The 12571-nt window shown below is 33.8% G+C and carries 11 protein-coding genes; all 11 read left to right on the top strand.

Annotated elements, in window-relative coordinates:
• Positions 1 to 642: 642 nt before the first annotated feature.
• A complete protein-coding gene (gene thrA / locus SCB73_RS14610) occupies positions 643 to 3090 on the top strand; it encodes a bifunctional aspartate kinase/homoserine dehydrogenase I (RefSeq protein WP_320566949.1) in 2448 nt (815 codons plus the stop codon).
• Positions 3091 to 3251: 161 nt separating this feature from the next.
• On the top strand, positions 3252 to 4175 hold the full coding sequence (locus SCB73_RS14605) for a homoserine kinase (RefSeq protein WP_320566948.1): 924 nt from the start codon (positions 3252 to 3254) through the stop codon (positions 4173 to 4175).
• Between the two features lie 97 nt (positions 4176 to 4272).
• Complete coding sequence (gene thrC, locus SCB73_RS14600) at positions 4273 to 5562, top strand: threonine synthase (protein ID WP_320566947.1); 1290 nt, start codon at positions 4273 to 4275, stop codon at positions 5560 to 5562.
• Positions 5563 to 5837: 275 nt separating this feature from the next.
• Positions 5838 to 6299, top strand: a complete 462-nt coding sequence (locus SCB73_RS14595; protein WP_320566946.1) for a hypothetical protein — start codon at positions 5838 to 5840, stop codon at positions 6297 to 6299.
• A gap of 5 nt (positions 6300 to 6304) precedes the next feature.
• Positions 6305 to 6451: a hypothetical protein gene (locus SCB73_RS14590; protein ID WP_320566945.1), complete on the top strand. Its 147-nt coding sequence runs from the start codon at positions 6305 to 6307 to the stop codon at positions 6449 to 6451.
• 159 nt (positions 6452 to 6610) lie between these two features.
• Entirely contained in the window at positions 6611 to 7489 is an 879-nt protein-coding gene (locus SCB73_RS14585) for a DUF4238 domain-containing protein (protein WP_320566944.1), read from the top strand.
• A 105-nt stretch (positions 7490 to 7594) separates the two neighbouring features.
• The gene (locus SCB73_RS14580) at positions 7595 to 8071 is read left to right on the top strand and encodes a hypothetical protein (protein WP_320566943.1); all 477 of its coding nucleotides are present in this window, start codon (positions 7595 to 7597) and stop codon (positions 8069 to 8071) included.
• A 131-nt stretch (positions 8072 to 8202) separates the two neighbouring features.
• Positions 8203 to 8679 (top strand): hypothetical protein, encoded by a 477-nt coding sequence (locus tag SCB73_RS14575; protein ID WP_320566942.1) that lies wholly within the window; start codon positions 8203 to 8205, stop codon positions 8677 to 8679.
• 111 nt (positions 8680 to 8790) lie between these two features.
• Positions 8791 to 9585: a hypothetical protein gene (locus tag SCB73_RS14570; RefSeq protein ID WP_320566941.1), complete on the top strand. Its 795-nt coding sequence runs from the start codon at positions 8791 to 8793 to the stop codon at positions 9583 to 9585.
• 318 nt (positions 9586 to 9903) lie between these two features.
• On the top strand, positions 9904 to 11436 hold the full coding sequence (locus SCB73_RS14565; protein WP_320566940.1) for a S10 family peptidase: 1533 nt from the start codon (positions 9904 to 9906) through the stop codon (positions 11434 to 11436).
• A gap of 179 nt (positions 11437 to 11615) precedes the next feature.
• Entirely contained in the window at positions 11616 to 12557 is a 942-nt protein-coding gene (locus SCB73_RS14560) for a class I SAM-dependent methyltransferase (RefSeq protein WP_320566939.1), read from the top strand.
• The last annotated feature ends 14 nt before the right edge of the window (positions 12558 to 12571 follow it).

Here is a 12571-nt window from a genome sequence, read left to right as displayed (position 1 = left end):
GATTATTTTAAATTTAAGACGTCAAAATTCAACAAATCAATATTAAAAAGCAACAATTTATCACAATAATTAAAATTTGCATCAAAGCAATTCTCCAGTTTTATTTATTCAGCAATCTGAAATTTTGCCAAAATCAACGATTTTTTGCAAAGCTTTAGTTAAAAATCAATTCATTATGCATCTTTTATCAGTAAAAAAACCAATACTAAATATATCAAAACTTCAATTTAGCCTAACGAATTTTAACAAATACTCAATATTGATTTTTTGAGATTTGAATTATTAAAATATTCGCAAAAAGCCTTTCAGAGTTTTTAATCCTACTTAAAAGCTGTACTTTTGAAAAATCAAAAATGAAAAATAACAGCACAAAATATCAATCTACTATGACAGTTCAAACTAGAACTGCGATTGCTGTTACGATTATTTCTACTACAACAACTACTACCCCTTAGGGGTATACATTTTCACATATAATCCTAGGTTACCTATACTTTTTTCTTGAAAGAAGAGAGTTATTGGATACATAAAAAATATTTACAAAGAAAAAAAATAGTTGCAGATTTCAGTCTCAGTTCACAGTTAATAACCATTGAACCTTTTACTCAAAATTTGTGCACCTTATTAAAAAATATCATAAAAATGAAAGTATTAAAATTTGGCGGAACTTCGGTAGCCAATGCTCAAAATATAAAACTCGTTCTTGAAATCGTTAAACAAAAAGCCGAAAAAGATCAATTAGTTGTTGTAGTATCTGCATTAAGCAAGGTAACCGATTTACTGCAATTGGCAGCGGCAAAAGCAGCGGCAAATGACGAAAGCTTCAGGGAAGTTGTTGCCGAAATCGAGAAAAAACACCTTGACACTCTAAAAGAATTGATTCCGGTAAGCGAACAAAGCAGTTTGTTGAGCCATGTAAAAAGAATCATTAATCACTTAGAAACTTTATTAGACGGCTGTTTCCTTTTAGGAGAATTATCTCCAAGAACTGCCGATACCATTTTAAGTTTTGGAGAACTATTATCTTCTTTCATTATCGCACAAGCGTATCAGCAAATCAATAACGACGCCATTTACAAAGACAGCCGAGAATTGATCAAAACAAATGCTGATTTCGGAAAAGCGGTTGTAAACTTTGAAATTTCTAATAAATTAATTCAGGAATATTTTGCTCAGAATGAAGCAAAAATCAATATTCTGCCTGGATTTATTGCACAAACTTTAGACGGAATCACTTCGACTTTAGGACGTGGCGGATCTGATTATACTGCAGCGATTATCGCTGGAGCAATTGATGCTGAACAACTTGAAATCTGGACTGATGTGAACGGAATGTTTACTGCAAACCCGAAAATTGTAAAACAAGCACAGCCAATTGCAAATATCTCTTATCAAGAAGCGATGGAATTGTCGCACTTTGGAGCAAAAGTGTTATATCCGCCAACAATTCAACCAGTTTTAAGAAAAAACATTCCGATTTTAATCAAAAATACTTTTGAGCCAGAAGCGGAAGGAACTTTAATTTCTGACGTTGTTTTATCAAAAGATACAGTTGTAAAAGGAATCAGCCATATCGATAATATTTCGCTTTTAACTCTTGAAGGTCCAGGAATGATTGGAGTTGCAGGTTCTTCTAGACGTTTGTTTGAAGTATTGTCTCAGGAAAAAATCAACGTAATTTTTATCACTCAGGCTTCTTCTGAGCACTCAATTTGCATCGGAATTTTAAATTCGGATGCTGATAATGCTGAAGCTGCGATCAACCGTGCATTCGAAATCGAAATTTCGCAAAACAAAATCGACCCTTGTTATGTAGAAAAAGACCTTTGCATCATTGCTTTGGTAGGTGAAAACATGAAAAACCACCAAGGTTTGAGCGGAAGAATGTTCAGTACTTTAGGAAAAAACAACGTAAACATTCGCGCGATTGCACAAGGTGCTTCTGAAAGAAATATTTCGACTGTAATTAATGAAAGAGACGTTAAAAAAGCCTTGAATACTTTGCACGAGAATTTCTTCGAAGAAAACACAAAACAGCTTAATTTATTTGTAATGGGAGTTGGAAATGTGGGTGAAAAATTCATCGAGCAAATCCACAATCAAAAGAAATTCTTAAAAGATGTTTTAAAGATCAATGTTCGTGTCATTGCTTTATCAAACTCAAGAAAAATGGTGTTTGACGAAGACGGAATTTCTTTAAAAGACTGGCAAGCGACTTTAGACAAAGGTGAAGAAGCAATTCCGACAGAATTTATCGCTCGTGCCAAAGAACTGAATTTAAGAAACAGCATTTTTGTGGATATTACAGCAAATGCAGGCGTTTCTGATCTATATGAAAAATTCTTAAAAGAAAGTATTGCGGTTGTAACTTGCAACAAAATTGCTTGTTCATCTGCTTACGACAACTATAAAAAACTAAAAAGCTTATCTCGTCAATACAACGCTCCTTTCTTGTTTGAAACGAATGTTGGTGCGGGATTGCCAATTATTGATACGGTAAAAAACTTAATTGCATCTGGCGATAAAGTGCATAAAATTCAAGCGGTTTTATCAGGAAGTTTGAACTTTATTTTCAACAATTTTGATGAGAATAATTCTTTCCACGATGTGGTGAAAGAAGCTGGAGTTCAAGGTTTCACAGAACCAGATCCGAAAATCGACTTAAGCGGAATCGATGTGGCTCGTAAAATCCTAATTCTAATTCGCGAAAGCGGTTACGAAATGGATATTGACGCCATTGCAAACGAATCGTTTTTGCCAGCAGAATGTTTAGCAACAACAAATAACGAAGATTTCTTTGCGTCGTTAATCAAACATGCTTCTCATTTCGAGAACATTTATAAAGAAGCTTTAGCAAAAGATTCAAGACTGAAATACGTAGCGCAATTCGAAAACGGAAAAGCAAGCGTTGGTCTGCAATTCATTCCAAAAGATCATCCTTTCTATAATTTAGAAGGGAAAGACAATATCGTGCTTTTCTACACCGATCGTTACGTAGATCAGCCTTTATTGATCAAAGGAGCCGGCGCTGGAGCAGCTGTAACCGCATCAGGAATTTTTGCTGACGTGATACGCATTGGGAATGTATAGCCGCTAAGGCACTAAGACGCTAAGTTTTTAAGTTTTTCCTTTGAGACTTAGCGCAAAAAATAAAAAAATCTTTGCGTCTTAGCGCCTTCGTGGCAAAAAACCAAAGCCTTAAAAAAATAAAACTTTGTGACTTTGTGCCTTCGTGGCAAAACCAACCAAAAATGAAAGAAATAAAATTATTCTGTCCCGCTACAATCGCCAACCTCTCGTGCGGATTTGACGTATTGGGACTTTGCTTAGACAATGCGGGCGATGAAATGATTGTTCGAAAAGTCGATCAAAAAGGAGTTCGAATCACTAAAATTGTGGGTGCCGATTTGCCTTTGGAAACCGAGAAAAACGTTTCTGGAGTTGCCGCTTTGGCCATGCTGGAAACTTTAGACGAATTGGATTTTGGATTCGAAATCGAAATTTATAAAAATATCAAAGCCGGAAGCGGCATCGGAAGCAGTGCTGCAAGTTCTGCCGGAGCGGTTTTCGGAATAAATGAATTATTGGGAAGACCTTATTCCCGTAAAGATTTGGTTCAGTTTGCAATGCAAGGCGAGAAATTAGCCAGCGGAAACGCACATGCCGACAACGTTGCTCCTGCTCTTTTAGGCGCTTTTACTTTGGTAAGAAGCTATTCGCCTTTGGATATCATTAGAATTGACAGTCCTGAGGAATTGTACGCAACGGTTGTTCATCCGCAGATTGAGTTAAAAACTTCTGACGCTCGTTCGGTTTTAAAACAAAATGTTTCGCTAAAAAGCGCTATAACGCAATGGGGTAACGTAGGCGGATTGGTTGCTGGTCTTTACACCAAAGATTATGATTTGATCGGAAGATCACTTCATGATGAAATTGTTGAACCAGTTCGAAGCGTTTTAATTCCAGGATTTGATCAAATCAAACAAACGGCTTATGAAAACGGCGCTTTAGGTTCAGGAATTTCAGGTTCAGGCCCGTCGATTTTCGCTTTAAGCAGAGGAAAAGATACCGCCGAAAAAATCGCAAAAGCCATGAGCGACGTTTACGAAAAAATGAATTTACCGTATGAAATTCACGTTTCGAAAATCAATCCTGATGGCGTAAGAATTATATAACACAAATTTCACGAATTTACACCAATTGGTTTGTGTAATAATTTAAACGCAAAGAATTAGTGACAATCTGTGAAATTCGTGTTCAAATAAAATCAAAATGAAATACTACAGTTTAAACCATAATGCCCCAAAAGTTTCTTTTCAAGAAGCAGTTATACAAGGATTAGCAACTGACAAAGGATTATATTTCCCAGAAAGCATTACACCGCTTGATCCTTCCTTTTTTGAGAAAATCGAAAGTTTAAGCCACGAAGAAATCGCTTTTGAAGCGATCAAACAATTTGTTGGAGACGAAATTCCAGCAGAAAAACTAAAAGAAATCATTGCAGAAACTTTAGTTTTTGATTTTCCGGTGGTGAAAGTCGAAAACGGAATCTATTCGTTAGAATTATTCCACGGCCCGACAATGGCATTTAAAGACGTTGGAGCGCGTTTTATGTCGCGTTGTTTGGGTTATTTCAACAAAGACAAAAAAGATTCTAAAAACACCGTTTTAGTAGCTACTTCTGGAGATACAGGCGGAGCCGTTGCGAGCGGATTTTTAGGCGTTGACGGCGTTGATGTTGTTATTTTATATCCGTCTGGAAAAGTCAGCGATATTCAGGAAAAACAATTGACGACTTTAGGGCAAAACATAAAAGCATTAGAAGTTGACGGCGTTTTTGACGATTGTCAGGATATGGTGAAAAAAGCGTTTTTAGATGAAACTTTAGCGCATAAAAACCTGACTTCGGCGAATTCTATTAATATTGCGCGCTGGTTACCGCAAATGTTTTATTTCTTCTTTGCTTATAAAGCGTTGAAAAGCCAAAACAAACCTTTAGTTTTCTCTTGCCCAAGCGGAAACTTTGGGAATATCTGTGCCGGAATTATGGCAAAAAAATTAGGTTTGCCAATTGAACATTTTGTTGCCTCTACAAACGTAAACGACACGGTGCCAAGATTCTTAGAAAACGGAAAATACGACCCGAAACCTTCTAAAGCCACAATCTCCAACGCTATGGATGTTGGAAACCCAAGCAACTTTATTAGAATTCAGGAATTATACAACAATGACTTAAAAGCTTTCGAAAAAGACTTTTCTTCTTATAGTTATACTGATGAAGAAACGCTTGAAGCGATGAAGAAAATTTACAACACAGACGGTTATATAGCAGAACCGCACGGCGCTGTTGGTTATTTAGGTTTAAAAAAAGAATTGGAAAAACACCCCAACGCAATTGGTATTTTCTTAGAAACGGCGCATCCTATTAAATTCTTAGATGTTGTTGAACCGGCGCTAGGAATTACGCTTCCTATTCCTGCTCAAATTGAGAGTGTTATTAATGAGGAGAAAGTTAGTGTGAAGATTGGGAGTTATGAGGAATTGAAAGATTTCTTGGGGTAATAAATTTACAACTCATATTTAAAGCGACTGAAAAAAAATTCAGTCGTTTTTTTTATGGATTAATTCTATTCTATATACTTAATGCAATCTAAACATCTTACAATAGATTTTCGTTACACAAACAACAGTTATCAACCGAAACATGTTTATAAAAATAAATGTTAACAATCATAACAATTTGTAAATTTGGGAAACTTACAAACTAGTTAATTATTAAGGGCTTATTAGAATAATTGATATTCAAAATAAACAACCTTAAATTAATATAGAAATTTATGACTGACGACAAAGAAAAAGAAAGGGATGAAAAATATTTAGTTGCACTTAAAGAGTATATTTTAAAAGCTGAAAATAGAGTTAAATATTCAATAGAAAGATTTGACATTTTGATAATCACATTGTCAAGTGGAGGCTTAGTTTTATGTATTAATTTATATTCTAATTTTAAGGAAGCCGATAAATATGTAGTTGGATTATCGTGGATGTTTTTTTCAACTGCATTAATTATAAACCTACTCTCTCAAATTTCTGGATATTTTTCAAATAAATTTGATATCAAGTGCGTGAATAATATAATCAATGAAATTGAAGAACGAGAAATTGATGGAAATCCTAAACTTATAGAAATTATACATACGATCTGCAATAAAACAACAGATTTTTTAAATCTATTATCATTTGTATGTTTAGTAATTGCAATAATTCAAACAATAATATTTGTTAAATGTAATATATAAAAATCATGAGTGAAGAAGAAAAAAGAAGAAGAGAGTCCGAAGCAAAACAACAACAAGACATTAGACGTCATGAAGAAGAAAAAAGGCGTCAACAACAAGAAAATGAAAGAATTAAAAGCGGAACAGGTTCTGGAGATAGACCAAAAAGATAAAAAACAATTTCCTGCTTGCGCGAGCTTCTCGCTCGTGAACGTTCCAATTGTTTTTTGAAATTCTTTGTGTTCACAAGCGAGATACTCACGCTAGCGACATACCTTTACTTTTATCCCATTGTAATAGTGGGACGTTATGTGACATTTTAAATCTTATTAATGAACAATATTTCCTCGAAACATCATTACCTTCCCGTTTTTTATTTGAAAGGATTCACAAAGGAATCTGGAAAATTTAAAATCTATAATGTTCAAAAAAAATGTTTTGTTCAAAAAGGAAAAGAATTTTCTCCGGGTTCATATTTCTATGAAAAAAATGCCAATACAGTTTTTACACCTCAAGGAAAAAGTGATTTCATCGAAAAGTCTTATTCTGATTTAGAAGGAAAAATATCTAAGATTATTAAAAAAATTGATTTAGCAGACAGCGACACAAAGTTTGGTGTAAATGAAGATGATATGCCAATGCTCAACACTTTTGTGAGTCTTATCTATTGGCGTTTACCAAAGAATAAAAAAGAATTAGAAATAATTATTGAAAGCACACCCGCTAATCAATTAGGTTTCAATGTCCATAATGCTGATAATTCTGTAAATCAAATTGCATCAGAAGAATTGAAAAACGACCTTCAATTTATAAAAAGTTACAAATTTCTAACTTCTTTATTTGATAGTGTGCGAGGACTTAATTGCAGAACTCCTTACACGATTATTCCGAAACACGAAAATTTACCTTTTATTTGCTCCGACAATCCAATCATTTTTGAAAAAGATGAGTTCCCTAATGTTTATGAAGATGATTACATAATTCCATTATCTGGAAAAAGATTTTTTGTAAAAACCGAAATCGGTAAAATGGATCCCTATTTATGGATGTTGATTGACATTGTGATATATAAACAAGCTATACAATATGTAAGTTGCACTCATGAAGAATATCTTAGAATGCTAGACGATAATTTTGAAAAATACAATATTTCCTTAACAGAATTAAAACAAATTATTTTCAAAAAACTAAGACTAAATTTCCCCCGCTAGCGCGAGCGTCCCGCTCGTGAACACAAAGAAATTCAAAAACCAAAATCTTTCTTTTTAAAATTTGAGTAAGTTCATTATGTTTGATTAAAAACAATAAAATTCAATATGGGTACAAACATTGTTCTGGTCTTTTTAGCATTAGTTATTATTTCTCTTTTCATTTACCCCAAAGTTCAATCTTGGGTTGATTACTATCGAGAACAAAGAGCCATAGAATTTAAAAAAAGAACAGGTCTTGATTTGTGGTCTCTTTATAGATTATCAGCACCAACGCCATTTTTCTGGGGTTTAGAAAAATACATCTTTAACACCACTATTTTTTATTTCGACGAAAACAATTTATACGTAATAAAACCAAATGAACCTTTAATTAAGCATCCGCTCTCCACAATTATTGAAGCTAGAAGAACTGCGGTTACCATTAACAAACGAAGAGTCTGGAAAATAATTATAGACAATTCAGGCCAGCAATTAATTTATAAGTTTAGAACTTATAGCAACTTTAGCCATTTCTTAGAGAAAGTAAGTGAAAACCCAAATGCAATTGTAGACGACAGATACATTTGGGGAATATTTGAGTAATATTAAATTTTAATTTCCCCCGCTAGCGCGAGCGTCCCGCTCGTGAACGCAAAGAAATTCAAAAAACAAAATCTTTCTTTTTAAAATTTGAATAAGTTCATTATGTTTGGTTAAAAACAATAAAATTCAATATGGGTACAAACATTGTTCTGGTCTTTTTAGCATTAGTTATTATTTCTCTTATCATTTACCCCAAAGTCCAATCTTGGGTTGATTACTATAAAGAACAAAGAGCCATAGAATTTAAAAAAAGAACAGGTCTTGATTTGTGGTCTCTTTATAGATTATCAGCACCTACGCCATTTTTCTGGGGTCTAGAAAAATTCATCTTTAACACCACTATTTTTTATTTCGATGAAAGTAATTTATACGTAATAAAACCAAATGAGCCTTTAATTACGCATCAGCTCTCCACAATTATTGAAGCTAGAAGAACTGCGGTTACCATTAACAAAAGAAGAGTCTGGAAAATAATTATAGACAATGCAGGCCAGCAAGTAATGTATAAGTTTAGAACTTATAACAACTTTAGCCATTTCTTAGAGAAAGTAAGTGAAAATCCAAATGCAATTGTAGACGACAGATATATTTGGGGAATATTTGAGTAATAAAATTAAATACCGTTTACAAAAATGGCAATTTGGCAATATCTTTTAATCGTTGTTCCTTAAAAATCCCTGAAAATTATTTCCCCTAACTAAAATAAACCTTAAAATTATATGCACATTATAGTTACAATCGTAGTCGTCATACTAGCAATTATCTTCATTGGTTTTATATTGTATATCCTACTTTCAATGTTTGGAACCTTATTTTTTATTGGTTATGTTTTTAAAAAGTCAGTAGAAAAGAAAACACCTGATTTCTTAAGAGCTGAAAAATTAGAGATGGAAAAAAAGGTCAATAGTCTAAAAACATCGATTGTAGATTGGAATAAATATTCCATAAATGACATTACAAACGACCTTGAATACTCCTATAAAAAGTGGATCACGAACAAACTAACTGGGCATATTTTAGCACAAGATGGCAATCGTGTAATTGCTTTTCAAAGGCTTCAAAGGGGAATTCGCTTAAATTGCAGAATATTGGCATGTTCTACTGAATTCAAATATTTTTATGAAATAAATCCGGAAGAAATTATCATTGAATACAATGATCAATATTTTGGAAAAATCATGCATTTAAAGGATATTTTTGATTCTTCAAATAACAGAATTGGAACTTTAAACCGAGACAATCCTAATAGCAAATACGTTATAAATTTTGATTCAGAAAATAGTTTGGAAATCAACAAAAGTTACGATAATAATAGATTTGTAAGAAACGTATTTTACGAAAGGCCAAATTCTGCATACCGCTATAAACGAAGTATGATGGAATATAGAGAACCCTATCCAGAATATTCATTAATGGATAATAACGAAAACTTAAATGCAGAAGAACAAAAATGGGCTATTGCAATTGGCATTTATGAATCTGTATTTTATAGTTTCGATTTTACTTTCGCGTAATTTCAAGGATTGCTTAGAGCATATAAAAATCAATTGCCTCCAACTTTAGTTGGAGGTTTATATTTTGAGCAAGATTCGGCTTTAGCCAAAAAACATTGTGGATTCGGCTAAAGCCATTTTCTAATGTAATTTTATTCCCCCAGCTAAAGCTGGAGGCAATTCGAAAAAATAGCATCTTCTTAATTGAGCACTTTCATAAAATGATTTTGTCCTTATTTAAGTCTAAAAATCATCGCTTATAATTTTTTTATATCTTTAAAAACTTTAATCGACAATCCCCAAATTCAGAACATCAAAATAATAATACCCAAAAATTTTATGAAAAAAGCATTACTTTCATTTCTTTTAGTTGGATTTTTAACTGCCTACGCTCAGGAATCAAAACCAGACTCAAAACCGAAAACGCCTCCCGCAAAAGAAGAAAACTCTCCTTCTAATCTTACTTTTAATCCAGATTATCAAGTCGTAACCAATCATACAACGACAATAAAAGGCCAAAAAGTTTCGTACAAAGCGACAACAGGAACGATGCCTGTTTGGGATGAAGATGGAAAAGCAATTGCGGGATTATTTTATACCTATTATGAGCGTTCTGATGTGAAAGATCGTGATTCTCGTCCTTTAGTGATTTCATTTAATGGCGGGCCTGGTTCTGCTTCAGTTTGGATGCAGATTGCGTATACAGGGCCAAGTTTGTTAAATATTGACGATGAAGGTTATCCTTTGCAACCTTACGGAATAAAGGAAAATCCGTATTCGATTTTAGATGTTGCTGATATCGTTTTTGTAAATCCTGTAAATACAGCGTATTCAAGACCTACAAGCAAAGAAATCCCTGCTGCAAAATTCTTTGGCGTGAATGCCGACATTAAATACCTAGCCGATTGGATTAATGGTTTTGTGACTCGATCTAATCGTTGGGCTTCACCTAAATATTTGATCGGAGAAAGCTATGGCACAACTCGAGTTTCGGGATTAGCACTTCAATTGCAAAACAATCAATGGATGTATCTTAACGGAGTGATTTTAGTATCGCCAACTGATTTAGGAATAACGCGTGGTGTTGTTTCTGATGCTGCGCTTAAGTTGCCCTATTTTGCTGCTACGGCTTGGTATCATAAAATGCTAAGTTCAGATCTTCAAAGCAAAGATTTAACGGATATGTTGCCTGAAGTTGAAAATTTCACCATAAACGAACTTCTTCCTGCATTAAGCAAAGGAGGTTCTTTGGACGAACAAAAACGAAAAGAAATTGCTGCAAAAATGGCGCGTTATTCTGGTATTTCAGAAAAAGTTATTCTGCAAAACAATTTAGATGTTCCGTATGATTATTTCTGGAAAGAATTGTTGAGAGATCAAGGTTATACGATAGGAAGACTTGATTCAAGATACAAAGGAATTGACCGCAAGGACTCTGGTGAAAGTGTTGATTTTAATGCCGAGCTTACGTCTTGGTTGCATTCGTTTACACCTGCTATCAATATGTATGTGCGCAATAATCTGAACTACAAAACGGACTTTAAATACAATATGTTTGGACCTGTACATCCTTGGGACAGATCTAACGATAAAACAGGCGAAAACCTAAGACAAGCAATGGCACAAAATCCGTATTTGCATGTCATGGTGCAATCAGGTTATTATGATGGTGCCTGCGACTATTTTAATGCAAAATATGATTTATGGCAAATGGATCCAAGCGGAAGACTAAATGATAGAATGTCTTGGAAAGGCTACAGAAGTGGCCACATGATGTATTTGAGAAAAGCCGACTTAGAAACCGCAAATGAAGACATCAGAACATTTATAAAGCAATCGTTGCCTAAACCTAGCGAACCTGCAAAATATTAAATTTAATTTCTTTGTTCCGAATAAATACAAAGTCAATTGCCTCCAGCTTTAGCTGGAGGTTTTGTTTTATGGAATAATTTGATTTTAGGTAAAAGCCCAATCAATTCGAGTTTCCCAAAAATCAAATTAGCTTTTTGTAAGTATAATCACTATGTTTGAAAACGGAATATTTTTTATTTATGAAAAGAAGGAATTTTATTAAAACAGCTCTACTTTTTGCAACTTCTGTGCAAATGTTTCCTAATACGATACTAAATCTGACTTTAGAAGTTCGGAACAACTTCAAGCATATTTATACCAATGCAAAGCTGAAAAATCAGTTCTTTTTGTTTTTAAAAAATGTTTTCAATTTATATCCAGAAAACGAATTCCACGAATTAATTTCTAAAAACACGATTGCAAAAAATAGTGATAAAGAAATTTATCTTGCAACACAATCACAGCTGGACGATATCACACCTTTTTTATCCAGTTTTCGCTATCAGCTTCCCGCTTTGATGCATCAAAAAAATGAAATGTCGATTGAAACGGTTGCTCTGCTAGGCGAAGACAGTTCGTACAATGGTTATTTAGAAATTGGTTCTTCGGGTAGATATTTGGATTATCTGGAAGAAAAAGTTTCCATTAAAGGAAAAAGATATTACGCTGACGGCAGAAAGCCAAAATACTCTTTTTCTGAAATGGTCGATCGCGGTCAAATTGCCATTGGTGCCGAATATATTCCGTTTACGAATTACAAAACTAAGTTTGGCGATCATGTTCCACACAATAGTGTTGATTTGGTGACGATTTATATTGGTTTTCATCATTGCCCTTTAGAGTTGCGAACGCAATATATTTCTTCGATTCGCGATACTTTACGAGTGGGCGGAAAAATGATTTTAAGAGATCACAATTGCGATACCGAAGATCAAAAAGTATTGGTGGCATTGGCACACGACGTTTTTAATTTGGGTGTAAACGAAACTTGGGAATACAATGAAAAAGAGGTTCGAAACTTTTATTCTTTGGATTTTATCATTGCTTTTGTGGAAAATATCGGGTTTAAGTTTCATAAAAAAACCTTGTATCAAAAAGGCGATCCAACCAAAAATGCTTTAATGCTTTTCACCAAAATCTAATCATTGTACTTTCT

It is taken from the genome of Flavobacterium sp. KACC 22761 (genome assembly GCF_034058155.1).
GTDB lineage: Bacteria > Bacteroidota > Bacteroidia > Flavobacteriales > Flavobacteriaceae > Flavobacterium.
The sequence above is the reverse complement of the archived record's forward strand: the minus strand, read 5'-3'. Positions and strand labels throughout refer to the sequence as shown.

What these genes read in the sequence shown, in the direction of transcription:
- SCB73_RS14585 (WP_320566944.1), top strand. Translation starts at nt 6,611, where the DNA reads ATGAACAATATTTCCTCGAAACATCATTACCTTCCCGTTTTTTATTTG.
- SCB73_RS14570 (WP_320566941.1), top strand. Translation starts at nt 8,791, where the DNA reads ATGCACATTATAGTTACAATCGTAGTCGTCATACTAGCAATTATCTTC.
- thrA (WP_320566949.1), top strand. Translation starts at nt 643, where the DNA reads ATGAAAGTATTAAAATTTGGCGGAACTTCGGTAGCCAATGCTCAAAAT.
- SCB73_RS14580 (WP_320566943.1), top strand. Translation starts at nt 7,595, where the DNA reads ATGGGTACAAACATTGTTCTGGTCTTTTTAGCATTAGTTATTATTTCT.
- SCB73_RS14590 (WP_320566945.1), top strand. Translation starts at nt 6,305, where the DNA reads ATGAGTGAAGAAGAAAAAAGAAGAAGAGAGTCCGAAGCAAAACAACAA.
- SCB73_RS14575 (WP_320566942.1), top strand. Translation starts at nt 8,203, where the DNA reads ATGGGTACAAACATTGTTCTGGTCTTTTTAGCATTAGTTATTATTTCT.
- SCB73_RS14565 (WP_320566940.1), top strand. Translation starts at nt 9,904, where the DNA reads ATGAAAAAAGCATTACTTTCATTTCTTTTAGTTGGATTTTTAACTGCC.
- SCB73_RS14560 (WP_320566939.1), top strand. Translation starts at nt 11,616, where the DNA reads ATGAAAAGAAGGAATTTTATTAAAACAGCTCTACTTTTTGCAACTTCT.
- thrC (WP_320566947.1), top strand. Translation starts at nt 4,273, where the DNA reads ATGAAATACTACAGTTTAAACCATAATGCCCCAAAAGTTTCTTTTCAA.
- SCB73_RS14595 (WP_320566946.1), top strand. Translation starts at nt 5,838, where the DNA reads ATGACTGACGACAAAGAAAAAGAAAGGGATGAAAAATATTTAGTTGCA.
- SCB73_RS14605 (WP_320566948.1), top strand. Translation starts at nt 3,252, where the DNA reads ATGAAAGAAATAAAATTATTCTGTCCCGCTACAATCGCCAACCTCTCG.